Below are 23,479 nucleotides of genomic sequence, written 5' to 3' on the forward strand. Positions count from 1 at the left end.
GTGACCTCCCTGCCCGCCACCGGCGCGCTGCCCGCCGTCCCAGACCGCCGCACCCTCGCGCACGCCGGGGTCGCCGACGCCGGCCGCGTGCAGACGCTGCTCACCTCGCCCGAGTTCGAGGGCGTGGACGTGCGTCCCCTCGTCGAGCTCCTCGGCCACGCCGCCGATCCCGACCGGGCCCTGCTGCTGTGGGTGCGCCTGGCCGAGCGCGAGCCCCGCGTCCACCACGCCCTCCGGGACCCCGAGACGACGGCCCGCCTCCTGCGGCTGCTCGGCGCCTCCGAAGCCCTCGGCGAGTTCCTCATCCGCCGCCCCGAGCACCTGGACCTCGTCCTCGACCCGGACGCGGCCGCCGCCACCGCGCCCGCCCTCGCCCAGCCCGACCCGGCCGACGGCGAGCCCTGGGGTGATGCGTCCGCCACCCTGCGCGGCCTGCTCCTGGACGCGGTGGGCGCCGACCCGGACGCCGACCGCCCCGTCGCCACCGTCACCGGCAAGGACGCCGCCGTCGCCCTGCGCCGCGCCTACCGCCGCCAGTTGGCCGCGATCGCCCTGCGCGATCTCGACTCCGCCGAGCCCACGGCGGCCATGCCCTCGGTGGGCCGCTGGCTCGCGGACCTGGCCGGCGCCGCCGTGGACGCGGCGCTCGCCGTCTCACGGGCCGTCCTGACCGAGCGGGAGGGCCCCGTGGTGGACCGCCTGGACCTCGCCGTGATCGGCATGGGCAAGTGCGGCGCCGGTGAGCTCAACTACGTCTCCGACGTGGACGTCGTGTTCGCCCACGCCGTCCGCGAGGCCGCGGACGGCGCGGACTCCGACGCCGAGGCTCCCGACGGGCCGCGCGCCGCCGCGCTCGCGGCCGAGCTGGCCGCGGGCATCGGCCGCGTGATCCAGGGCGCAGCCCCCGAGCCGGGACTGTGGGAGGTCGACGCCAACCTGCGTCCCGAGGGCAAGGACGGCGCCCTGAGCCGCACCGTGGAGTCCCACGCCGAGTACTACCGCCGGTGGGCCCACGGCTGGGAGTTCCAGGCCCTGCTCAAGGCCCGGCCGTTCGCGGGCTCGCCCCAGCTCGGCGAGCGCTACATCGCGGAGATCTGGCCCCGGGTGTGGGAGTCCTCCTCGCGCGACGGGTTCGTCGAGTCCGTCCGGGCCATGCGCGCCCGGGTCCTGGACACCCTCGCCCCCGCGGAGCGCGAGCGGGAGATCAAGCTCGGGCCCGGGGGTCTGCGCGACGTCGAGTTCACGGCCCAGCTGCTCCAGCTCGTGCACGGCCGTGCGGACGAGTCGCTGCGGGTGCGCGGCACGCTCGACGCGGTGCGGGCGCTGCACGCCGCCTCCTACGTCGCCACGCGCGACGCACGGGCGTTCGACGAGCACTACCGCTGGCTGCGCACCCTCGAGCACCGCATCCAGCTCGTGCACCTGCGGCGCACCCACCTGATGCCGGTCAAGGAGGAGTCCCGCCGCGTCGTCGCCCGGTCGATGCGCGGCGCCGCGGACCGGGGCCCCGCCACCGGCGAGGACCTCCAGGCCGAGTTCACGCGCGTGCGCCGCGCCGTGCGCGGTCTCCACGAGACCGTGTTCTACCGGCCGCTGCTGTCGACGACGGCCGCCCTGTCCGCCGAGGATGTGCGGCTGTCCGCGGAGGCCGTCCGCGACCGTCTGGCGGCGCTGGGCTACCGCGACCCGCAGGGCGCCCTGCGGCACATTGAGGCCCTCACCCAGGGTGTCTCGCGTCGGGCCGCGGTCCAGCGGCAGCTGCTGCCGGCCATGCTCGGCTGGTTCGCGCGGGGCGCCGACCCCGACGGCGGTCTGCTCGCCTTCCGCCGGCTCTCCGAGTCGCTCGGCGGCACGGCCTGGTATCTGCGGATGCTCCGCGACTCCTCGGACGCCGCCCGGCGGCTGTGCCTGGTCCTGTCCGGCTCCCGGTTCGTGGGGGACCTGCTCGAGCACTCGCCCGAGGCCGTGGCCTGGGTGGGCGACGACCGGGAGCTCGACCCCCGGGGCGCGATCCAGCTGTGGCGCCAGGTCGACGCGCGGCTCGACCGCCGCGTGGCCGCGGAGGAGGCCCCCGCGGCCGTGCGCCACGTGCGGCAGGTGCGGCGCAGCGAGACGTTGCGTGTCGCCCTGGCCGACATGTCCGGCCTGCTGGACCTGGAATCCGTCTGCGGGGCGCTCGCGGACATCGACCAGGTGACGGTGGTCGGCGCCCTGCGGGTCGCGTGGCGGGCCGTCGTCGGGGACGCCGAGCCCCTCACCGACGTGCTCGTGGTGGCGATGGGCCGCCAGGGCGGGCGGGAGATCACCTACGGCTCGGACCTGGACGCCCTGTTCGTGCATCGGCCCCGCCCCGGCGCGGAGGAGGAGCGGGCGCGCGAGCAGGCTGAGGAGGTCGTCCGCACGCTCATGGCCCTCCTGCAGAAGCCCGCCGCGCCGCCGCTGCCCGGGGAGCGGCGGCTCGAGGTGGACGCCGGCTTGCGACCCGAGGGACGCCAGGGGCCCCTGGTGCGCACCCTGGACTCGTACCGGGAGTACTACGGCCGCTGGGCCGAGGTGTGGGAGCGGCAGGCGCTGCTGCGCGCCCGCCCCCTGGCCGGCGACGACGACCTGGCCACCGACTTCCGCCGCTGGGCCGACGGCGTCCGCTACGCGCAGGACCTCTCGGCCGCCGGCGCCCGGGAGATCCGCCGGATCAAGGCCCGCGTGGAGGCCGAGCGGCTGCCCCGCGGGGCGGACCCGGCGCGGCACGTCAAGCTCGGGCGCGGGGGGCTCTCGGACGTCGAGTGGCTCGTGCAGTCGCTGCAGCTCAAGCACGCCGGTCAGATCGAGGACCTGCGCGTGACCGGCACGCTGCCGGCGCTGCGGGCGCTCGCCCGGCACGACCTGCTGTCCGAGTCCGAGGTCGCCGTCCTCGAAGAGGCCTGGCTGCTGGCCACCCGGATCCGCGCCGCCCTGCTGCTGTGGACGGGCAAGGTCTCGGACGTGCTGCCCACGAACATGCGCGACCTCGAGGCCGTGGCCCGCCTCAGCGGGGTGGGCACGGCCGGCGGGGAGCTCGAGGAGCGCTACCTGCGGGTGACCCGCCTGGCCCGTCAGGTGTTCGAGACCCGGTTCTACGGGCTCTGAACGACGCCGGCCCGCCACCCCCACGGGGTGTCGGGCCGGCCGCGGTTCGCTGCCGCGAGCGCCGGCTCAGGCGCGCACGACATGCTCCCCGAGCAGCTCCAGGGTGCGACGCCGCACGGCGGGGTCCGGCGCGGCCGTGGTCACGATCAGCTCGTCCGCCTGGACCCGCGCCGCGAAGTCCTGCAGCCATGCCGCCGTCGTGGGGCCGGTGCCCACGGCCGTGCACTCGAGCATCCCGAGCACCTGCTGGCCGGCGGGGGAGTGCAGCAGCATCTCGACCTCGTCGTCGGTGAGGGTGCGGCCCCGGCCGAGCATCATCCGGATGCGCGCCCGCTGCGCGGCCTGCCACTCCCGCTCGGCCACCTCCTCGGTGTCCGCGGCGATCACGTTGGCCGCCGCGATGAAGTGCGGCTCCGCGAGGGCCTCGGAGGGCTCGAAGTGCTCCCGGTACAGGCGCGCCGCATGCTCGAGCATCTGCGGTGCGAAGTGGCTCGCGAACGCGTAGCCCAGGCCGAGCTGCGCGGCCAGCTGGGCGCCGAACGCCGAGGAGCCGAGGATGTACAGCGGCACGTCGGTGCCCTTGCCGGGGTAGGCGTCGATGCCCGGGATCCGGCTCTGGCCGGTGAGATAGCCCTGCAGCTCGAGCACGTCCTGCGGGAAGCGCTCGGCCGCCGACGGCTCCCGGCGCAGCGCCTGCAGCGTCCGCTGGTCGGTGCCGGGGGCGCGTCCCAGGCCCAGGTCGATGCGGCCGGGATGCAGCTCGGCCAGCGTGCCGAACTGCTCGGCGATCACCAGCGGCGAGTGGTTGGGCAGCATGACGCCGCCGGAGCCGAGGCGGATCGTGTCGGTGTGCGCGGCCACGTGCGCGATGAGCACGGCCGTGGCCGAGGAGGCGATGGAGGGCATGTTGTGGTGCTCCGCGTACCAGACGCGCCGGAAGCCGGCGGCCTCGGCGGCGCGTGCCTGCTCCACGGATTCGGCGAAGGCCTCACCCATAGGGACGCCGTCGCGGACGAGGGCGAGGTCCAGCAGGGACAACGGCAGGGGGGTGGGGGCGGTGTGCTCGGTCATGGTGCTCCTGGTCTGCGGGGCCGCCCGGCCGCCCGGGCGGAGGTCTCCACAGATCCAGCGCCGACCGGCCCCGGACTATTCCGCGGCCGGGCACGACGACGGCCGCCCGCCTCCGGCGTGGGTGACGGGCGGCCGTCGTGGGGTCCGCGGCGGGGTCAGACCGAGTAGTAGAGCTCGAACTCGAGCGGGTTCGGCCGCTGGGCCAGCGGCGCGACCTCCTTCTCGCGCTTGTAGGCGATCCAGGTCTGGATCAGGTCCTCGGTGAACACGTCGCCCTCGAGGAGGAACTCGTGGTCCTCCTCCAGCGCGCGCAGGGCCTCCTCGAGGCTGGCCGGGGCCTTCTGGATGTCCTTGGCCTCCTCCGGCGGGAGCTCGTAGAGGTCCTTGTCGATGGGCTCGGCCGGCTCGATGCGGTTGCGGATGCCGTCCAGGCCCGCCATCAGCTGGGCCGCGAAGCCCAGGTACGGGTTGCCCGAGGCGTCCGGGGCGCGGAACTCGATGCGCTTGGCCTTCGGGTTGGAGCCGGTGATCGGGATGCGGATGCCCGCGGAGCGGTTGCCCTGGGAGTAGACCATCGAGACCGGCGCCTCGAAGCCCGGGACGAGGCGGCGGTAGGAGTTCACCGTCGGGTTGGTGAAGGCGAGGACGGCGGAGGCGTGCTTGAGCAGGCCGCCGATGTACCACCGGGCCGTGTCCGAGAGGTTGGCATAGCCCTTCTCGTCGTAGAACAGCGGCTCCCCGTCGGTCCACAGGGACTGGTGGCAGTGCATGCCGGAGCCGCCGTCGTCGAACACCGGCTTCGGCATGAAGGTGACGGTCTTGCCGAACTGCTCCGCCACGTTCTTGATGACGTACTTGAACTTCTGCAGGTCGTCCGCCGAATGCGTGAGGGTGTTGAACCGGTAGTTGATCTCGGCCTGGCCGGGCGCGCCCACCTCGTGGTGCGAGCGCTCCACGGTGAGCCCGACCTCGGCGAGGACGGCGCACATCTCGTCGCGCAGGTCCGCCTGCTTGTCGATGGGGGAGACGGGGAAGTAGCCGCCGCCCTGACGGATCTTGTTGCCCAGGTTGCCGCCGACCTCCTCGCGGGCCGTGTTCCACCAGGCCTCGTCGGAGTCCACCGCGTAGAAGGCGTGGTTCGGGCGGGAGGAGTAGCGCACGTCCTCGAACACGTAGAACTCGGCCTCGGGGGCGAAGAAGGCCGTGTCCGCGATGCCGGAGGCGGCGAGGTAGGCCTCCGCGCGCTGAGCGACGCCGCGGGGATCGCGCGGGTACGGCTCGCCGGAGCGGGGGTTGACGATGGAGAAGTTCATCACGAGGGTCTTGCGGATCCGGAACGGGTCCACGAAGGCGGTCGCCACGTCCGGGATGAGCTGCATGTCCGAGTCCGCCAGGCCGGCGAAGCCGCGGATCGAGGAGCCGTCGAAGAGCTGGCCAGTGACGAAGAAGTCCTCGTCGACGCTCGAGGCGGGCACGTTGAAGTGGTGCTGCAGCCCGGGGAGGTCGGTGAAGCGGACGTCGACGAACTCGACCCCCTCTTCCCTGATGTACGTGAGGACTTCCTGGGGGGAGGTGAACATGGTTCGCTCCTGGCCTTCCTGTGTGTGGCGGCGACGCCTGCGACGGCGGACGCCTCTACACTACGCGCCCGGCGCGGTCCCGCCAGACCGGCGCGCGTGCCGTGGCCGCGCACTACGCTGGTGGGGTGGCACGCAGAGCACCCGACCCCCAGGACCGCACCGAGACGACCGGCCGAGCGGAGCCGCTGATCACGCGCCGCGACCTGGCCGGCTGGGTAGACGGTCCCGGCGGGGGCCGCGCGGGCGGCCGCTGGCCGGGGGACCTGCTCGGCCTGCCGGAGCGGGGTCCGGCCTCCATGGCGACGGCGGCCCGCCGCATGGGCGCCCTCGTCCTCGACTGGTTCATCGCGCTGGGCATCTCGTGGCTGGCCTTCGACGGCGACGCGATCGCCACCCTCCTCGTGTTCGCCACGATGCACGTCCTCGGGCTCACCCTGCTGGCCACCACGGTGGGCAAGGCCGTGTGTCGCATCCAGGTCGTCCGCGTCGGCGGCCGCCCGGCCGGCCTGCCCCGGATCCTCCTGCGCACAGTGCTGCTGTGCCTCGTGCTGCCGGCCGTTGTCGTCGGGCCGGACGGGCGCGGCATGCACGACAAGCTCGCGGACACCGTCGAGATCCGCATGTGACCGTCCCACCCCACATGACAGGGGCGCCCCGCCGTGCATCGGCGGGGCGCCCCTGTCGTGTGCGGCCGGTTCAGCGGCCGCGCATCGCGCGGCGGCTCGGGCGCACCTTGTTCGGGTCGACGCCCTTGGGGATGGGCAGCCGGTTGGTGTTCAGCGCGGTCAGACGCTTGTCCACGGCCTGGACCTCCTGCGCCGTGAGGGCCTTCTTCATGCCCTTGAGCGTGCCGGGCAGCTCGTGCAGCGGGACCTGGCCCTGGCCGTTGCCGGACTCCACCACGGTGACGGGCACGCCGGGCAGGAAGCGGCGCATGGCCTTCTCCTCCTTGCCCACCAGCGCGGCGACGCGGGGGGAGGGGCCCTCCGTCACCAGCACCACGCCCGGCCGGCCCACGGCGCGGTAGACGAGGTCCTGGGTCTTCGGATTCACGGCGGCCGGCTGCTCGGGCACGATCCAGCCGCGGCCCAGCGTGGAGAGCGCGGCGCCGGCGGCGCCGGGTCGGCCCTCGAGCTGGGCGAACCCGGCGCGGCGCGCCTTCCGGTTCAGGATGACGACGGCGGCGAGCACACCGAACGGGATCGCGATGAGCAGCCACGTGATCCAGTTGTCCAGCAGCAGGCCGATGACGAGACCGACGACGAGGGCTCCCAGGAAGGCCAGCAGCATCCACAGACCGACCTTGGGGTCGTGCGCCTTGGTCATGGCGTACGCCTGCTTGAGCTGGGAGATCACGCCCGGGCCCTTCGCGGCGCGCTTGTCCCGGCGCTGGGCCTTCGTCTGCTCCTTCTCGCGGCGGCGGCGCTCGCGCTGCATGGCCTTGACCTCCTTGAGCGCGGCGGAGGTGGAGCCGGAGGAGGACGCGGGGGTCTGGCTGTTCTTCGTCATGACGGGGTCCAGTCTAGTCGGGCGGCTCAGGACATCTGGGCGACGACGGCGGAGGCCTCCTGGCGGGCGGTCTTCTCCCCGGCCAGGTGCGCCAGGTTCTCCGGCAGGGCCCGGCCGAGGCGCTGCATGGCCTGTGCGTAGAGCTTGCCGGCGCGGTACGACGAGCGCACCAGCGGGCCCGCCATGACGCCCTGGAAGCCGATCTCCTCGGCGCGCTGGGACCACTGGACGAACTCCTGCGGCTTCACCCAGCGGTCGATGGGGTGGTGGAGCTTCGAGGGCCGCACGTACTGCGTGATCGTGATGATGTCGCAGCCGGCCTCGTGCAGGTCCACCAGGGCCTGGTCGATCTCGTGGTCCTCCTCGCCCATGCCGAGGATGAGGTTGGACTTGGTGACGAGCCCGTCGGCCTTGGCCATCGTGAGCACCTTGAGGGACTTCTCGTACGTGAAGGCCGGGCGGATGCGCTTGAAGATGCGCGGCACCGTCTCCAGGTTGTGCGCGAACACCTCGGGCCGCGCGTCGAACACCTGCTGGACGAGCTCCGGCACCGCGCCGAAGTCCGGCGGCAGGATCTCGACGCCGGTCCCCGGGTTGAGAGCGTGGATGCGGCGGATGGTCTCCGCGTAGAGCCACGCCGCGCCGTCCTTCTGGTCGTCACGGGCCACGCCCGTGACGGTGGCGTACCGCAGGTCCATCTCGCGGATGTTCTCGGCGACCTTCTGCGGCTCCTCCATGTCCAGGGGACGCGGCTTGCCGGAGGTGATGTCGCAGAAGTCACACCGGCGGGTGCAGATGTCGCCGCCGATGAGGAACGTGGCCTCGCGGTCCTCCCAGCACTCGAAGATGTTGGGGCAGCCGGCCTCCTCGCACACGGTGTGCAGGCCGGCGGACTTGACCTTGTTCTTCAGGCCGATGTACTCGGGGCCCATGTGGACCTTGGCCTTGATCCACTCGGGCTTGCGCTCGACGGGCACCTCGGCGTTGCGCGCCTCCACGCGCAGCAGGCGGCGTCCTTCGGGGGCGAGGCTCATGCGGGGATTCCTTCCGTGGGGGTGACGGCGATGTACGCCGGCCCGAGCTCGTCCAGATGACGGGTGAGCACCGGGACGACGTCGGCCGGCGTGATGGTCCGGCCCGTCTCGACCGACAGGGTGGTGGTGGCGGCGTCCGTGATGCCGCACGCGATGATCCCCTCGTAGGGGGCCAGGGAGTTGGAGCAGTTCAGCGCGAAGCCGTGCATGGAGACGCCGTCGTGGATGGACAGGCCGATGGCGCCGACCTTGCGGTCCGGGCGGGCCGTGCCGTCGTCGTCCCGGTCCGCGAGGACCCAGATGCCCGCCCGCCCGTCCACGCGGACGGCCGTGACGCCGAACTCGGCGGCGGTGCGGATCAGCAGCTCCTCGAGGAACCAGACGTAGTCCTTGACGTGGGCACGGTCGCGCAGCCGGACCACGGGGTAGCCGACCAGCTGGCCCGGGCCGTGCCATGTGATCTTGCCGCCGCGGTCCACGTCCACGACGGGGGCGCCGTCCGTGGGGCGCTCGGCGTCCTCGGTGCGGCGACCGGCCGTGTAGACGGCCTCGTGCTCCAGGAGGAGGAACTCGCCGTCGGAGCGGCCGGCGACGACGTCCGCGTGCAGGGCGCGTTGGGCGTCCCAGGCGGCGTGGTAGTCCACCAGGTCGGGCGCCAGGCCGAGCACGCGCAGGGGCGGCAGAAGGGTCTCGGGCATGACGTCCACTGTAGTCCTCGGGCCCGGACCTGTGGACAACCGCCGTGACGCCCGGGGACATGCGGCACCCTGGGATGGAACGGACGGCGCGGCGGAGAGGGGAGCCGGATGCGGGACTGGGACGAGGCGGACGGCGGCGCGGCGGGACGCGTCGGCGGCGGGCCGGAGACGGAACCGGAGAAGACGTCGGAGCTGGGCACGGCTTCGCCGCGCGCCCCGGGCTGGGCACCCGTCCGGCTGCTCGGCGCGGGCGCCCAGGCGGAGGTCTGGCTCGTCGAGGACGGCCGGGGCGTCCGGGCCGCCCTGAAGGTGCCCGGCGCCGGCGCCGCGCCGGACGCCCTGGCGGCGGAGGCGCAGGCCGGACGGGTCGCACATCCCCATCTGCTGCGCGTGCTCGGCGCGGTGGAGACGGACCGGGGCCTCGGGGTCCTCACCGAGCACCGCGCGGCCGGCACGCTGCAGGACATGGTGCAGCGGGTCGGCCCCCTGAGCCCGGGGCAGGCTGTCACCGTGCTCGTCCCGATCGCGCAGGCTCTCGCGTGCCTCCACCGCGAGGGGGTGGTGCACGGCGACGTGTCCCCGGCGAACGTCCTGTTCGGCGTCGACGGCAGCCCGGCCCTCGCCGACCTCGGCGTCGCCCGCGTGGTCGGCGGGGCGTCGGGGGCCGGGGCGACGCCGGGCTTCGCGGCCCCCGAGGCGCTCGCCGCGGTGCAGGGGGCCGGGGCGGAACCGGAGGCGTCCCCCGCGGTGGGAGCGCCGAGTGACGTCCACGCGTGGGCCGCCCTGGGCTGGTACGCGCTCACCGGTCGCGCGCCGGGGGCCGCCGGGCATCGGGCGCCGCTGCCCGTCCTGGTTCCCGAAGCATCCCCCGAGCTCGCGCTGCTGCTCGATGCGGCGCTCTCCCCGGACCCGGCGGCGCGGCCGAGCGCGGAGGAGGCCGCCGCCGCCGTGTATGCGACGGCCCGGCCGGAGCCGGTCCCGCTCGGAGAGGCCGCCCCCGCCGAGGTGGCGCATCTGCTGCCCACGGTGCTGCCGGGCTCCGCGCCCACGCGGCGACGCCGACGACGCGCGGGTCCGGGACGGCGCGCGCTCGTGGGACGACGGGGGGCGGCGCCACGCCGGGGCGTCCTCCTGGCCGCAGGGCTGGCCACCGCGCTGGCCATCGGCGGCGGCACCGCCGGGCTGTGGTGGCCGACTGCCCCGGGCTCGGCAGCGGAGGGGGTGCCGGCGGAGGGGGCGCCGGATTCGGCGGGTGCGGAGCCGACCGGCACCCCGGTGGACGCGGCCCTCCCGGCGGATGGGACGCGGGAGAGCGGGACGCCGGCTGGGGCGACGGACGCGGGCGCCTCCGGGGAGGACGCCGCCGGGGCGGACGCCGTCGACGTGGGCGAGGCGCTGGCCGCGATCGGCCAGGCCCGGACGGCCGCGCTCACCGACCCGGAGCCCGCGCGACTGGACGCCTACGCGGTGCCCGGGGGACCGGCGTGGGAGAACGACCGGGATCTGCTGCGCCGGCTGACGGACGAGGGTTTCGCCTTCTCCGGCCTCGAGGTGACGGTGGAGCAGGCCGGTCCCGCCCGGTGGAGCGGGGACGACGCGCTCCGTGTCGACGCCGTGCTCCGGACGTCGGTCCACACCGTGCTGGACCGCGCCGGACGCGTGGCGGCCCACCGGGAGGCGACGGCCGAGGAGGTCGTGCTGGTCCTGCGCGGCGGCCACGGAGAGGACCCCGAGGCGCGCGACGGCGGCGCGGCGGGTCGGACGTGGCGGGTCGAGACCGTCGATCCGCGCTGACCCCGGGCCCGGATCCAGCGCCGGAGGCCGGCGGTCCAGACGGGAGGACGCCGCGGGCCCCGGGGAGAAGCTCCCCGGGGCCCGCGGCGTGGTGCGGTGTCAGCCGCGTGGGCCGATCACTGCCAGAGGACGGCGACCAGGATGTTGATCAGGCCGAGGCCACCGACGGCGTGGGCCAGGCCCGTGGGCACGAGCTCGCCGCGGTTGGACCTGCGGCGGCCCAGGAGCGCGGCGACGAACACGATGACGCCGATGAGGAACTTGATCCCCAGCTTCATGTGGTCCGGCTCGCCGGTCATGGCCCAGCCGAACAGTGCGGTGCCGGAGCCGATCATCGCCACCGACCCCCACCACTGCGAACCGGTCACGGTCGGGTTCTTGAAGTGGGCGAACCAGCCGCCCACGATCGCGGCGGCGGCGATGATGTGCACCGCCACCAGGACGCTGTAGAGGATCTCCATGGGGGCTCCTCCCGTCAGAGGCCGAGCTCGGCCGCGAACTCGCCGCCCTCGAGGCGCTGCTTGAGCGACTGGAGGAAGCGGCCGGCGTCGGCGCCGTCGACGAGGCGGTGGTCGTACGTCAGCGACAGGTACATCATGTGGCGGATGGCGATCGAGTCGTTGCCGTCCGCGTCGGTCACCACCATGGGACGCTTCACGATCGCACCGGTGCCCAGGATCGCGACCTGCGGCTGGTTGATGATCGGCGTGTCGAACAGCGCGCCCACCGAGCCGATGTTCGTGATCGAGAACGTGCCGCCCGAGAGCTCGTCCGGCGAGATCTTGTTCGTGCGGGTGCGCTCGGCCACGTCGGCGATCTTCTGGGCGAGGCCCGTCAGGTTCAGGGAGCCGGCGTCCTTGATGACGGGCACCAGCAGCCCCTTCTCCGTGTCCACGGCGATCGCGATGTCCTCGGACGCGTGGTAGGTGATCTCCTTGTTGTCCTCGGAGAACGACGCGTTCAGCTTGGGGTGCTGCTTGAGGGCCTCGGCGACCGCCTTGGTGATGAACGGCAGGTACGTCAGGTTCACACCCGCCTGCTGCTGGAAGGAGGCCTTGGCCTTCTTGCGCAGCTGCACGATGCGGGTGACGTCCACCTCGTGCACCTGGGTCAGCTGCGTGGACAGGTCGAGGGACTCGCGCATGCGCTGGGCGATGACCTGGCGGATGCGCGGCGCCTTCTCCACCTCGCCGCGGACCGAGGGGTCCACCGAGGAGGTCACGGCCGGAGCGGACGCAGCGGCCGGGGCCGACGTCGGGGCGGCCGCCTCGGAGGCCTGCTCGGCCGGAGCCTCGGACCCGCCTGCGGCGGCCTGCGAGGCCAGCGCGGCGGCGAGCACGTCCTGCTTGCGGATGCGTCCGCCGACGCCCGTGCCGCGGACCGTGGACAGGTCCACGTTGTTCTGGTGGGCCAGGCGGCGCACCAGCGGGGTCACGTAGCCCTGGCCGGGCTCGGTGGCGGAGGGCGTCTCGGCGGCCTCGCCCTGCGCGGAGTCGCGCTCAGCGGACTCGCGCCGGGAGGCCTCCTCGGACGGGGACGCCTCGGGCGTCTTCTCCGCCTTCTCGGCGCCGGCGTCCTCGGCGGCCTCCTCGGTCTCCTCGGGGGCCTCGGCCTCGGTCGCCTTGTCCTCGATCTCTTCGGCGGACGCCTCATCCTGGCCGGAGGAGCCCTCCGACGGGGCGGAGCCGCCGCCGGCGGAGCCGGAGCCCACGAGCGCGAGGACGGCGCCCACCTCGACGGTGTCGTCCTCCTCCGCACGGATCTCCAGGAGGGTGCCCGCCACGGGGGAGGGGATCTCGGTGTCGACCTTGTCGGTGGAGACCTCGAGCAGCGGCTCGTCGACCTCGACCTCGTCGCCGACGGACTTCAGCCAGCGGGTCACGGTGCCCTCGGTCACGGACTCGCCCAGCGCGGGCAGGGTGACCTCGGAGGCCTCGCCACCGGCCGACGGGGCCTCGTCCGAGCCCTGGTCGGTGGTGGAGCGCTCCTCCGGAGCCGGCTCGCCGGCGGGCTCCTGCTGGGCGTCGTCCTGCTGGGCCTCCTCGACGGCGGGCTCCTCGGCCGCGGCGTCGTCCTCTGACGCGTCGGCGGAGCCGCCGCCGGAGCCGTCGCCGATCGTGGCCAGCGGGGCGCCGACCTCGACCGTGTCGTCCTCCTCGACCAGGATCTCCTCGAGCACGCCGGCCACGGGGGACGGGATCTCGGTGTCGACCTTGTCGGTGGAGACCTCCACCAGAGGCTCGTCGACGGCGACCTCGTCGCCGACGGCCTTGAGCCAGCGGGTCACGGTGCCCTCGGTGACGGATTCGCCCAGGGCGGGCAGGTTCACGGTTTCAGACATGGTTCCGATGCTCCTCATGAGGGGTGGGCGCCGGGGGCGCCCACCCGGGGTTTCGAGGTGGGCCCGACGCACGGACCCGGGGTGGTCAGTGCGGTGGGTCAGCTGTGCAGCGGGTGGCCGAACAGGGCCATGGCGGCCTCGCCCAGGGCCTCGTTCTGCGTGGGGTGCGCGTGCAGGAACTGGGCGACGTCCTCGGGGTACGCCTCCCAGTTCACGATGAGCTGCGCCTCGCCGATCTGCTCGCCGATGCGCTTGCCGATGCCGTGCACGCCCACGATCGGCCCGTTCTTCTGGCGGATCATCTTGATGATGCCGCCGGTGCCGAGGATCGAGGACTTGCCGTTGCCGGCCAGGTTGTACTCGGCGACCTCGACGTTGTCCTTGCCGAACTTCTCCTCCGCCTTGGGCTGGGTGTAGCCCACGGACATGATCTCCGGCTCGGTGAAGGTGACCTTCGGGATGTTGATGTCCTCGACGACCATCGGCTTGTTGCCGGCGATCTCCTCGGCCACGAAGATGCCCTGCTGGAAGCCGCGGTGCGCCAGCTGCAGACCGGGGACGATGTCGCCCACGGCGTAGATGTTGCCGACGCCGGTGTGCAGGCGCTCGTCGGTGAGGACGAAGCCGCGGTCCATCTTGACGCCCTGCTCCTCGTAGCCGAGGCCCTCGGTGTTCGGGCCGCGGCCGACGGCGACGAGGCAGACCTCGGCCTCGAACTCCTTGCCGTCCGCGAGGGTCACCTTGACGCCCGAGTCGGTCTCCTCGACCTTGTCGAAGAACGTGCCCAGGTTGGTCTTGATGCCCTTCTTCTTGAACTCGCGTTCAAGGACCTTGATGATCGCCGGGTCCTCGTTGGGGACCAGGGTCTTCAGGCCCTCGATGATGGTGACGTCGACGCCGAAGGAGTTCCACAGGGACGCGAACTCGGAGCCGATGACACCGCCGCCGAGCACGATGGCCGACTTCGGGGTGTAGTCCAGCTCGAGGGCCTCCGTGGAGGTCATGATCTTCTTGGAGATGGGCAGGCCCATGGTCTTGGCCACGGAGCCGGAGGCCAGCACGATGTTCTCCGCCTTGTAACGGGTGCCCTCGACCTCGACCTCGTTCTTCGAGACGAGCTTGCCCTCGCCCTCGATGACCTGGACCTTGCGCATCTTCAGCAGGCCGGCAAGGCCCTTGTGCTTGCCGGCGACGATGCCGTCCTTGTAGTCGCGCACCTTCGCCATGTCCACGGACTCGAGGGTCGCGTTGACGCCGAACTTGGCGGCGTTGCGGGTCTCGTCGGCCACCTCGGCGGCGTGCAGGTAGGCCTTCGTGGGGATGCAGCCCCAGTGCAGGCAGGTGCCGCCGACCTTGGACTTCTCCACGAGGGCGACGGACTTGCCGTACTGCACGGAACGCAGGGCTGCGGCGTACCCGGCGGAGCCACCGCCGAGGACGAGGACGTCGAATTCCTGAGCGGTTGCCTTGTCGGCCACGGTGTTGCTCCTTGGTGCTGGGGTCGGTGGATCGTGGTGGTGCGTCACCGTCACCCCCGGCCGTCCGCGGCGGGCCGCGCGGCCGGGGATGCGGTGGACATCGGGACCAACCTTACCGGGCACGCCCCTCGATGAGACCCAACAGGGTCCGCACCATCACGCCGGTGGCGTCCTGCGGGGTGTAGCCGTACGCGGCCGACTCGTTGAAGGAGGGACCGGCGATGTCGAGGTGGGCCCAGGGGGTCCGTGCGGCGTCGTCGCCCTCCGGCCGTCCGGCGTCGACGAATTCGCGCAGGAAGGTGGCGGCGGTCATCATGCCGCCGAAGCGGTCGCCCATGTTGGAGATGTCCGCGACGCGCGAATTGAGCGAGGCGCGCAGCTGCTCCGGCAGGGGCATGCCCCACGCGAGCTCACCGGCGGCCTCGGCCGCGGCGACGACCTCGTCGCGCAGCGCGTCGTCACCCATGACGCCGGTGTGGCGCACGCCGAGGGCGACCAGCTGGGCGCCGGTGAGGGTGGCCACGTCGAGCACCGCGTCGGGGCGCTCGTCGGTGGCCGCCACGAGGGCGTCGGCCATGACGACGCGGCCCTCGGCGTCCGTGTTCATGACCTCCACGGTCTTGCCGCCGTACATCGTGATGACGTCGGACGGGCGGATGGCGGTGCCCGAGGGCATGTTCTCGGCCAGCGCCAGCCAGCCGGTCACCTTCACGGGGACGTCCAGGGCCGCGGCGGCGCGCACGACGGCGAAGACGGTGGCGGCGCCGGCCATGTCCGACTTCATCGTCATCATCGAGGCGGCGGGCTTCAGCGAGATGCCGCCCGTGTCGAAGGTGATGCCCTTGCCCACCAGCGCGATGTGCGCGGCGGCGTCGGCCGGCGCGTGCTCGATGCGCACGAGCCGCGGCGGGCGGGAGGAGCCCTGGCCGATCGCGAGGATGCCGCCGAAGCCCTCGGCGCGCAGGCGGTCCTCGTCCCACACGTCCACGCTCACGGACGAGTCCGCGAGGTCCTCCGCGACGGCGTCCGCGAACGTGGCCGGGTAGAGGTGCGAGGGGGCCGTGTTCACCAGGTCGCGCACGGCGCAGACCGCGTCGCCCACGACGGCGGCCCGGCGCAGCACGGGGTCGGCGTCCGCGGCGGCGAGCGGGGTGACGACCTCGAGCTCGCGGACGGGACGGGACGTGTCCGCCTCGGCGCGGGCGCGCTCGGACTTCTGTGCGGTGAAGGCGTACGCACCCAGGACGGCACCCTCGGCGACGGCGGCCAGCCGGGCCGGGGTGTCGGCCGGCAGGGCCAGGGCCACGGCGTCGGTGCCGGCCAGGGAGCGCACGGCAGCCCCGGCCGCGCGGCGCAGGGACTCGTCCGCGGCCTCGCCGTCGTCGTCCAGACCGCCGACGCCGGCCAGGACCAGCAACGGCACCGGCACGCCGCCCAGGCCCGGGAGGCGGTGGACCTCGTCCTCGGCGCCCCGCACGCCCAGCAGCTCGAACGAGGCCTCGAGGGCGGTGGCCGCCTCGGCCGGCAGCGCGTCCGTCAGGAGCACGGGGCCGTCCGGGCCGGTGCCCACCCCCACCACGAGGGCGGAGGCGGTCAGGTCCTCCAGGGCGCGGGCGGTCAGGGTCGGGCGGTCCAGGGTGATCACGGACGGGCCTCTCTTCCGGGGGTGGGAGCATGTGCCCGGCGGGGTGGGCCGGGCCGTCCCGCGTCATCCTAGCCAGAGGGCTCGCGCGCCCGTCCAGGGCGCGCGGGCGCGGAATAGGAGGGTGCCGTGCCGTGGTTGACTGACGCCAGAGGACAGGGAGGGATCCGCGTCCGTCGCCATCCGGGCGGCGGGGACGGGCCTCCCGCAGACAGACCACCGGAAGGGGAACGAGACGTGCAGGACGCCGCGCCGCTGTACACCCGTCATGAGGGGGCGCCCGTGCCCCCCGGCCTGGGCATGCTCGTGGCCCTGACCGGGCACATGGACGCGGGCCGGGTCGCTCGACAGGTGCGGGCCGCGCTGCACGAGCACCTGACCCATCGGACCGTGGTCTCCTTCGACGTCGACTCGATGTTCGACTACCGCGCCCGGCGTCCCCGGCTCCGGTTCGACCGGGACCGGTACCGCGATCTGCGTCTGCCCGCACTCGAGGTGCAGCTGGTCGAGGACCTGCTCGGCCACCCCTTCCTGCTGCTGTCCGGCCCCGAGCCGGACTTCCGGTGGCAGGCGGTGACGGAGGCCGTGCTCGGCCTCGCGCAGGAGTGGGAGGTGGACTCGCTCACGTTCCTCGACGCGGCCCCGCTGCCCGTGCCGCACACGCGGCGGCTCGGGGTCACGACCCACGGCTCCCGCGCGGACGCCGTCGAGGGGCTGTCCACGTGGAGCCCGGAGGCGGACATCGTCGCGGGGCTGCTGCAGATGCTCGAGCTGCGCGCCGAGGAGGCGGACCTGCCGACGGCGGGCTACACCGTCCATGTGCCGCACTACGTGGCCGAGGCGTCCTTCCCCCAGGCGGCCGTGGCCGCGCTCGAGTACGCGGGGGCCGCCATGGGGCTCATGCTGCCCTCGGACGACCTGCGAGACGCCTCGCGGGACATCGAGGCCGAGCTGGAGCGTCAGGTCTCCGGGTCCGGAGAGATCCAGCAGATGATCGCCGGCCTGGAGCGCAACTACGACCAGAACGCCGAGGACCAGGAGCGGTCGTTGCTCGAGACCGAGCAGGGCCTGCCCGACGGCGACGAACTCGCCTCCGCCGTCGAGGCGTACCTCGCCGCGCGGGACGCCGGCGGCGGGTCCGCTCCTGCACAGGAGGACGGACCCGGCCGTCCGTCCACCGACGACGGGGACTGATCCCCCCGCGGGCGCCCGGTCGGCGAGGGTGGCGGCATGGAAGCCCCCACCTCGCTCGACGTCCCCGTCCTGCCGGCCCGCGGCCCCGAGGACCTGCTCGCCTACGTCGGCCACGCCCTCGGGCGGTTGCCCGACGCCAGCCTCGTCCTCCTCACCCTGCGCGACGGGCGCCTGCGCGCCGTGGTGCGGGTCGACCTGCCTCCCGAGGAGGTCGACGTCGGCGCCTGGGCCTGTGCCGTGGCCGAGGTGTGCCGGCGGGACGCGGCCGCGGACGCGACGCTCTGCTTCGCGCTGCCGGGCGACGCCCAGGCCCCGCTGACCCGTCCCGGCTGGGCCGAGACGCTCGACGACGCCCTGGCGTCCGCGGGTCGCCCCCTCGCCGCGGCCTGGACGTGCGCCCAGGGACGGGCGCGCCCCTGGTGGGGGAGCGGCGTCGCCGAGGAGGGTCCGCTCGACCCCCGAGCCGCGCCCCTGTCCCTGCACCTGATGACCCGCGGTTCGGTCTGGGACCGTGCGGCGGTGCCCGGCCCGGTCCCGCGCCGCGGTCCCGCCGCGGCCCGGCCCGACGACGCGCGGTGGCGGGCGCCCGAGCAGGACACGCCCCGGGCGCGCCGCGCGTGGCTGGCGCAGTGGGAGTCGGTGCTGACCGGCGCGGCGCGTGGCCGCGGTGCGCCCGCCCCCGCCGTGCTGGGCTCTCCGCTGACGCGTCCGGCCTGGCGCGACGGCCTGCTGCTCCATGCCGCCGCGCCGCCAGGCGCGGCCACAGGGGATCCGGAGGACGAGGAACGGATCCTCACCGCGGCCTCGGGACGGGCTCCGGCCTGGGACCGGCTGGACGCCCTGCGGGCGGGGCTGCGCGCGCTGGTGCCCGTCGCGACGCCGGCCGTGGCGGCGCAGGCCCTGGCGCTGGCCGCGTGGGTCGGCTGGGCCCGCGGCCACGGCTCCGACGCGGACGCCCACCTGACCGCGGCGGCGGCGCTGAGTCCCGGCGACTCGTTCGTCTCGGTCCTGCGACGCATCGTGGCCGCGGGGTGCGTCGCCGGGTGGGCGACCGACCCGGCCACCGCGTGGCGGCCCGACGGTGGCGGCCCATGAGAGAATGATGCGGCTTCACGACGGCACGGCCGACCGCAGCCCGTTTCCCGGGTTCGGAATAGATCGGTCACAGCCGTCGTTGGCACTGACGGACCCTGCAGTCGACGGGCCCGGACGACGTCGGTCGTCCGAGGCCGGGACTTGACAGGGTCACGTGTATATGGACTGCAAGGATCCGCGGGTGGCCGCGGACGAGACGGAAAGGCCTCGAGTGACCACTTCGACGACCAGCGGTGCGCAGGACGGCAAGGAGACCACTGCCTCCGGGGCCACGACCACGCGCACCCGCTCCACGGCGGCCAAGAAGTCGACCGCCGCGAAGAGCGCCACGACCAAGAGCGCCACGACGCGGACGACCGCGACGAAGTCGGCGGCGACCAAGACCGCCGCCACGCCGACGGCCAAGAAGAAGGCGACCCGGAAGCCCGCCGCGGCCAAGAGCACGGCCGCGAAGAAGACCGCCACGACCCGGGGCAAGAAGGCCACCGCGTCCGCCGCCGCCGCCGAGCAGGCCGAGGACGACGAGGAGTTCGTCGAGGCGCGCGAGCGCACCGAGGCCGCCGACGCCGTCGAGGAGGACGTGGTGGCGGACGAGACCGCCGCCGAGGACTCGGACGACGAGGACGCGGACGGCTCGGACGCCCCGGAGCGCCCGGCGATGGACGCGGAGGCCGTGACCGGCACGAAGGCCGCCACGGGCCAGAAGGTGGCCCAGTCCAGGGGCGCGTTCGTCATGGACGACTCCGAGGACGACGCCCCGGTGCAGCAGGTGGTCGTGGCGGGTGCGACGGCGGACCCGGTGAAGGACTACCTGAAGCAGATCGGCAAGGTCGCCCTGCTCAACGCCGAGCAGGAGGTGGACCTGGCCATGCGCATCGAGGCCGGCCTCTACGCCGAGCACGTCGTGCAGCACGAGGCCTCCGACGACTACCGCGAGCGCCGGGACATCCAGCTGATCATCGCGGACGGGCGCAAGGCCAAGAACCACCTGCTCGAGGCCAACCTGCGTCTGGTGGTCTCCCTGGCCAAGCGCTACACCGGCCGCGGCATGCTGTTCCTGGACCTGATCCAGGAGGGCAACCTCGGCCTGATCCGCGCCGTCGAGAAGTTCGACTACACCAAGGGCTTCAAGTTCTCCACGTATGCCACGTGGTGGATCCGTCAGGCCATCACCCGCGCCATGGCGGACCAGGCCCGCACCATCCGCATCCCGGTGCACATGGTGGAGGTCATCAACAAGCTGGCCCGCGTGCAGCGGCAGATGCTCCAGGACCTCGGCCGCGAGCCCACCCCGGAGGAGCTGGCCAAGGAGCTGGACATGACCCCGGAGAAGGTCGTGGAGGTGCAGAAGTACGGCCGCGAGCCCATCTCCCTGCACACCCCGCTCGGCGAGGACGGCGACTCCGAGTTCGGCGACCTGATCGAGGACTCCGAGGCCGTCGTACCCGCGGACGCCGTCTCCTTCACGCTGCTCCAGGAGCAGCTGCACTCGGTGCTGGACACCCTCTCCGAGCGCGAGGCCGGTGTCGTCGCCATGCGCTTCGGCCTGACCGACGGCCAGCCCAAGACGCTGGATGAGATCGGCAAGGTCTACGGCGTGACGCGCGAGCGGATCCGCCAGATCGAGTCGAAGACCATGTCCAAGCTGCGTCACCCCTCCCGCTCGCAGGTGCTCCGGGACTACCTGGACTGACACGGAGCGGCATGACGAAGGGCCGGACCCCGGCGGGGGTCCGGCCCTTCGTCATGCCGGGCGCGTCAGGCGCCGGCGGTGAGGCGGTCCGTCTCGTCCTGCCACAGCGCGGCCTGGGGACGCAGCGCGTCCTCGACGGCGCGGGCGTGGTGGGCGCAGAACTGGAGGGCACCGCCGGAGTGCAGCACGGCGCGGACGTAGGCCTGCGCGCCGCAGCGGTCGCAGCGGTCGGAACGGGTGAGGGCGGCCGGCTCGGCCACGGCGGTGATGGACATGGTGTCCTCCTCGGGTCTCTCGGGGCTGGAGGGCGACGACGCCGGTGGGGCGGGCCGCTCCTCCTCTTGTCCCATGGAACAGCAAGGATGGCAGGGAACTTCCCCGCGCGCCCGCCCCGCACCCGCGTTTCGCCACCCGCGTACGCGAGGAGCCCGGCCGGGCGGCCCGGGATGTCCGGCGCCGAGCCCGGCGTGTCCGGCCCGCGGAGTAGGCTGGACCGGCCGCCGTCGTCCACCGAAAGGCCCGCCCCCGTGCCCGCGAACACCGAGTACAACGCCCGCCACCTCTCCGTGCTGGAGGGGCTCGAGGCCGTCCGCAAACGGCCGGGCATGTACATCGGCTCCACCGATTCCCGCGGCCTCATGCACTGCCTGTGGGAGATCATCGACAACTCGGTGGACGAGGCCCTGGCCGGCTTCGGGCAGTCGATCGAGATCACCCTGCATCCGGACGGCTCCGTCGAGGTCGAGGACAACGGGCGCGGCATCCCCGTGGACGTGGAGCCGCGCACCGGCCTGTCCGGCGTCGAGGTGGTGTTCACCAAGCTCCACGCCGGCGGCAAGTTCGGCGGCGGTTCCTACGCCGCCTCCGGTGGCCTGCACGGCGTGGGCGCCTCGGTGGTCAACGCCCTGTCCTCGCGCCTGGACGTGCAGGTGCTGCGCGGCGGCAAGGTCCACCAGATGTCGTTCCGGCGCGGCGAGCCGGGCCGCTTCCAGGACGGGTCGCGTCCGTCGCCGGACGCCCCGTTCGAGCCGTCCACGGACGCCTCGCCGCTGGACGTCGTCGGGAAGGCCAAGCGCGGGCAGACCGGCACGCGCGTGCGCTACTGGGCGGACGAGCAAATCTTCGTGAAGGACGCGACGTTCTCCGCCGAGGAGCTCCAGGCGCGGGCGCGTCAGACCGCCTACCTGATCCCGGGCCTGCGGATCACGGTCAAGGACCTGCGCCGCCGACCCGGCACACCCGGCGCCGACGGCCCGGTCGAGGAGGTCTTCCAGTACGACGGCGGCATCTCCGAGTTCGTGGAGCACCTCACGCCCGCCACCCCGGTGACGGACGTGTGGCGGATCCAGGGCTCCGGCACCTTCAAGGAGCGGGTCCCGGTGCTCGGCGAGGACGGGCGCACGTCCATGCAGGATGTGCAGCGCACGTGCGAGGTGGACGTCGCCCTGCGCTGGGACGTCGGCTACGACACCGTCTTCCGGTCCTTCGTGAACATCATCTCCACGCCCAAGGGGGGCACCCACCAGTCCGGGTTCGAGGCGGCACTGCTGAAGGTGTTCCGCGCCCAGGTCGAGGCCAACGCGCGCCGGCTCAAGGCCGGGTCGGACAAGGTGGAGAAGGACGACGTGCTGGCCGGCATGACCGCCGTCCTGACGGTGCGGCTCGCCGAGCCGCAGTTCGAGGGACAGACCAAGGAGATCCTCGGGACCTCCGCGGTGCGGCGGATCGTCTCCCAGGTGGTGGAGAAGCAGCTGACCGCCCGCCTCACCTCCACGGCCCGCGCCCAGAAGCAGCAGGTGCACACGCTGCTGGAGAAGGTCGTCGCCGAGATGAAGTCGCGCATCTCCGCGCGCACCCACAAGGAGAACCAGCGGCGCAAGAACGCCCTGGAGACCTCGACGATGCCGGCCAAGCTGGCGGACTGCCGCAGCAACGACGTCGCCTCCTCCGAGCTGTTCATCGTCGAGGGCGACTCGGCGCTCGGCACCGCCAAGCTGGCCCGGTCCTCCGACTTCCAGGCCCTGCTGCCGATCCGGGGCAAGATCCTGAACGTGCAGAAGGCCTCGGTCTCGGACATCCTGGCCAATGCCGAGTGCGCGGCGCTGATCCAGGTCGTCGGAGGTGGTGCTGGCCGCAGCTTCGACCTGGATGCGGCCCGCTACGGCAAGGTCGTGCTGATGACGGACGCCGACGTGGACGGTGCCCACATCCGCACCCTCCTGCTGACGCTCTTCTTCCGCTACATGCGGCCCATGGTCGAGGCCGGGCGCGTGTACGCGGCCGTCCCGCCGCTGCACCGGATCGAGGCGGTGACCCGCGGCGTCAAGGAACGCGAGGTCATCTACACGTACTCGGAGCAGGAGCTGCACGCGACGCTCGCCCGGCTGGAGAAGGAGGGGCGGTCCTACAAGGAGCCCATCCAGCGCTACAAGGGCCTGGGCGAGATGGACGCCGACCAGCTGGCCGAGACCACCATGGACCCGCGCCGCCGCATGCTCCGCCGCGTGAACATCGCCGAGGTGGAGGCCGCCGAGCGCGTCTTCGACCTGCTCATGGGCTCCGCGGTGGCCCCACGCAAGGACTTCATCGTCTCCCACGCCGACGAGCTGGACCGCGAGCGCATCGACGCCTGACCCCCGCTTTCGTTCGGGAAACGGGAGGCTTCCCGGGTGCTCTCGAGCGGGAAAAGGGGGGCTTCCCGGGTGCTTCCGTATGGGAAACGGGAGGCGTCCCGGGCGTTTTCGTGTGGGAAAGTGGCGGCTGCGCATCGTCCTGGCGTCGACGGCCTTCGGGGGCGCCGCCGGCGCCCTCGCCCTGCGGACCCAGCTGCCGCCGGCATGGCTGCTGGTGGCGGCCGTCGTCGCCGTCGTGCTGGGGGTCGTGGCCCTGCGGGGCGTGCACCACCGGGTGGACCAGGAGAAGGCGCGCCGCACCGTGTTCTACGCCGGCGAGGGGGCGGGGGCGCTGTTCGTCCTGCTGACCGTCGGGCTGTCCGTGGTGCCGGCGTGGGTCATCGGGGCCCTGCTGGACCCGGCACTGCAGTCTCCCGCGGCGGCCGTGCTGGCGGCCGCGGTGGCGTCGGCCGTGCACGGCGTGCTCTCCGCCACCACGACGCCGACGCCCCAGCCCGTTCCCGACGTCGTCCGGCCCGGACCGTCGACCGTCTGACGGGAAGGCTCCCGTTTCCCGAACGAAAGCGGCGTGACCCGCGCCGTTTCCCGCAC

At 73.5% G+C, this 23,479-nt stretch carries 18 protein-coding genes; 8 read left to right on the top strand and 10 right to left on the bottom strand.

The annotated features are described in order from the left end of the window. Positions 1-3,126, top strand: coding sequence for a bifunctional [glutamine synthetase] adenylyltransferase/[glutamine synthetase]-adenylyl-L-tyrosine phosphorylase (locus ACUXPL_RS07830; protein ID WP_454183062.1), 3,126 nt, complete (start codon positions 1-3; stop codon positions 3,124-3,126). Positions 3,127-3,192: 66 nt separating this feature from the next. On the opposite strand, the gene ACUXPL_RS07835 is transcribed toward ACUXPL_RS07830, so the two are convergent. Together ACUXPL_RS07835 and glnA are read right to left on the bottom strand one after the other, a co-directional pair. After that, positions 3,193-4,197 carry an LLM class flavin-dependent oxidoreductase gene (locus ACUXPL_RS07835; protein WP_454183064.1) on the bottom strand — a complete coding sequence of 335 codons (1,005 nt, stop codon included), beginning with the start codon at positions 4,195-4,197 and terminating at the stop codon, positions 3,193-3,195. A gap of 155 nt (positions 4,198-4,352) precedes the next feature. After that, positions 4,353-5,777, bottom strand: a complete 1,425-nt coding sequence (gene glnA / locus ACUXPL_RS07840) for a type I glutamate--ammonia ligase (RefSeq protein ID WP_115166157.1) — start codon at positions 5,775-5,777, stop codon at positions 4,353-4,355. Between the two features lie 125 nt (positions 5,778-5,902). Here glnA and ACUXPL_RS07845 point away from each other — a divergent pair, with 125 nt between their 5' ends. Further along, a complete protein-coding gene (locus ACUXPL_RS07845) occupies positions 5,903-6,403 on the top strand; it encodes an RDD family protein (RefSeq protein ID WP_454183066.1) in 501 nt (166 codons plus the stop codon). Positions 6,404-6,473: 70 nt separating this feature from the next. Here ACUXPL_RS07845 and ACUXPL_RS07850 read toward each other — a convergent pair whose 3' ends face one another. Genes ACUXPL_RS07850 through lipB form a run of 3 tightly spaced genes read right to left on the bottom strand, consistent with a single transcriptional unit; the run spans position 6,474 to position 9,018 of the window. Further along, complete coding sequence (locus ACUXPL_RS07850) at positions 6,474-7,286, bottom strand: DUF4191 domain-containing protein (RefSeq protein WP_180535723.1); 813 nt, start codon at positions 7,284-7,286, stop codon at positions 6,474-6,476. 26 nt (positions 7,287-7,312) lie between these two features. Then, positions 7,313-8,320: a lipoyl synthase gene (gene lipA / locus ACUXPL_RS07855; protein WP_206397675.1), complete on the bottom strand. Its 1,008-nt coding sequence runs from the start codon at positions 8,318-8,320 to the stop codon at positions 7,313-7,315. Then, complete coding sequence (gene lipB / locus ACUXPL_RS07860) at positions 8,317-9,018, bottom strand: lipoyl(octanoyl) transferase LipB (protein WP_115166289.1); 702 nt, start codon at positions 9,016-9,018, stop codon at positions 8,317-8,319. Before lipB ends, lipA begins: the two co-directional genes overlap by 4 nt. A gap of 108 nt (positions 9,019-9,126) precedes the next feature. Here lipB and ACUXPL_RS07865 point away from each other — a divergent pair, with 108 nt between their 5' ends. Next, positions 9,127-10,812: a serine/threonine-protein kinase gene (locus ACUXPL_RS07865; protein WP_454183069.1), complete on the top strand. Its 1,686-nt coding sequence runs from the start codon at positions 9,127-9,129 to the stop codon at positions 10,810-10,812. 116 nt (positions 10,813-10,928) lie between these two features. On the opposite strand, the gene ACUXPL_RS07870 is transcribed toward ACUXPL_RS07865, so the two are convergent. The 4 genes from ACUXPL_RS07870 to ACUXPL_RS07885 all read right to left on the bottom strand — a co-directional run bounded on the left by ACUXPL_RS07870 (position 10,929) and on the right by ACUXPL_RS07885 (position 16,276). After that, positions 10,929-11,273: a hypothetical protein gene (locus tag ACUXPL_RS07870; RefSeq protein WP_454183071.1), complete on the bottom strand. Its 345-nt coding sequence runs from the start codon at positions 11,271-11,273 to the stop codon at positions 10,929-10,931. Between the two features lie 14 nt (positions 11,274-11,287). Continuing rightward, positions 11,288-13,153 (bottom strand): 2-oxoglutarate dehydrogenase, E2 component, dihydrolipoamide succinyltransferase, encoded by a 1,866-nt coding sequence (sucB, locus tag ACUXPL_RS07875; protein WP_454183073.1) that lies wholly within the window; start codon positions 13,151-13,153, stop codon positions 11,288-11,290. Positions 13,154-13,251: 98 nt separating this feature from the next. Next, on the bottom strand, positions 13,252-14,631 hold the full coding sequence (gene lpdA, locus ACUXPL_RS07880) for a dihydrolipoyl dehydrogenase (RefSeq protein WP_454183075.1): 1,380 nt from the start codon (positions 14,629-14,631) through the stop codon (positions 13,252-13,254). Positions 14,632-14,743: 112 nt separating this feature from the next. Next, complete coding sequence (locus ACUXPL_RS07885) at positions 14,744-16,276, bottom strand: leucyl aminopeptidase (RefSeq protein WP_454183077.1); 1,533 nt, start codon at positions 16,274-16,276, stop codon at positions 14,744-14,746. Positions 16,277-16,510: 234 nt separating this feature from the next. Here ACUXPL_RS07885 and ACUXPL_RS07890 point away from each other — a divergent pair, with 234 nt between their 5' ends. From ACUXPL_RS07890 to ACUXPL_RS07900, 3 genes are all read left to right on the top strand, one after another. Further along, positions 16,511-17,467, top strand: a complete 957-nt coding sequence (locus ACUXPL_RS07890) for a PAC2 family protein (protein ID WP_036314094.1) — start codon at positions 16,511-16,513, stop codon at positions 17,465-17,467. A 36-nt stretch (positions 17,468-17,503) separates the two neighbouring features. Beyond that, the gene (locus ACUXPL_RS07895) at positions 17,504-18,562 is read left to right on the top strand and encodes a DUF4192 family protein (RefSeq protein WP_454183079.1); all 1,059 of its coding nucleotides are present in this window, start codon (positions 17,504-17,506) and stop codon (positions 18,560-18,562) included. A gap of 160 nt (positions 18,563-18,722) precedes the next feature. After that, the gene (locus tag ACUXPL_RS07900) at positions 18,723-20,255 is read left to right on the top strand and encodes an RNA polymerase sigma factor (RefSeq protein ID WP_257643113.1); all 1,533 of its coding nucleotides are present in this window, start codon (positions 18,723-18,725) and stop codon (positions 20,253-20,255) included. 65 nt (positions 20,256-20,320) lie between these two features. Here the strand turns inward: ACUXPL_RS07900 and ACUXPL_RS07905 are convergent, their stop codons facing one another. Then, on the bottom strand, positions 20,321-20,530 hold the full coding sequence (locus ACUXPL_RS07905; protein ID WP_002858172.1) for a DUF7455 domain-containing protein: 210 nt from the start codon (positions 20,528-20,530) through the stop codon (positions 20,321-20,323). 252 nt (positions 20,531-20,782) lie between these two features. Between ACUXPL_RS07905 and ACUXPL_RS07910 the strand changes: the two genes are divergently transcribed. Beyond that, positions 20,783-22,888, top strand: a complete 2,106-nt coding sequence (locus ACUXPL_RS07910) for a DNA gyrase/topoisomerase IV subunit B (RefSeq protein WP_454183081.1) — start codon at positions 20,783-20,785, stop codon at positions 22,886-22,888. 112 nt (positions 22,889-23,000) lie between these two features. Beyond that, positions 23,001-23,423: a hypothetical protein gene (locus tag ACUXPL_RS07915; RefSeq protein ID WP_454183083.1), complete on the top strand. Its 423-nt coding sequence runs from the start codon at positions 23,001-23,003 to the stop codon at positions 23,421-23,423. The last annotated feature ends 56 nt before the right edge of the window (positions 23,424-23,479 follow it).

This window comes from Micrococcus sp. 140720015-1, assembly GCF_053627595.1.